Below are 814 nucleotides of genomic sequence, written 5' to 3' on the forward strand. Positions count from 1 at the left end.
GCCCAGTCGGCCATGCGGCCCTTGCCCCACCAGCCGGCCAGCTCGCGGTGGCCCGTGAGCACACCGGCGACGTGCAGCGGCTGCTGCGGCAGCGCGGCGAGCATCGAGGCGACCTCGGCCTCGGTCGGCTTGCGGTCGACACCCAGCGAAGGCACCGGAACCTGTTGCGCACGCGGCAGAGTCACCTGCGCGATGTTGTACAGAGCGACGTCGCGAGCACCGCGGGCCAGGTTGCGCTGCAACGTCTCCAGCAAACCGGGCAGCAGGGTGGTGGCGAGGACGTTCTTGTCCGCCTCCAACGGGTTCAGCACGCCGACGGTGTTGCGCCGGACGTCGTCCGAGGCGAGCCCGAACGCGTCGAACACCGACGGGTCGATGAACGGGAAGGGCTTCACCTCGACGAAGCCGTCCTCGGCCAGCGTGCGCCACACGGTGCGGCGACGACGCTGCTGCTCGGTCAGACCGCGACCGGCGGGTGCGGGCGGCAAGGTCGAGGGAATCGTGTCGTAGCCCTCCAGCCGCAGCACCTCCTCCACCAGGTCGGCGGGCTGCACGAGGTCGGCACGCCACGTCGGAGGCACGGCCGTGACGATCGTCTGGCCGTCGTCCGAGGTGGTCACGGAGACCTGGCAACCGATCTGGCCGAGACGCCGAGCGGTGACGCCACGCGCGTAGCGGACGCCGGCGACGCGGTCCGGCAGGTCGATCGGCATCGAGACCGGGTCCGGCAGCGTGGGCGCGCCCACGTCGGTGCGGCCCGGCTTGATGGAGCCCTCGGCGTAGTGGTTGAGCAGCTTCGCGGCCCGCTCCAGCG

General features: G+C 71.9%; 1 pseudogene. It reads right to left on the reverse strand.

What is annotated here, in order from left to right:
* Positions 1-814: pseudogene (locus tag FXN61_RS49745) on the reverse strand (phenylalanine--tRNA ligase subunit beta); the annotation flags it as partial.

The sequence above is a fragment of the Lentzea indica genome (assembly GCF_012184385.1).
Lineage (GTDB): Bacteria > Actinomycetota > Actinomycetes > Mycobacteriales > Pseudonocardiaceae > Lentzea > Lentzea indica.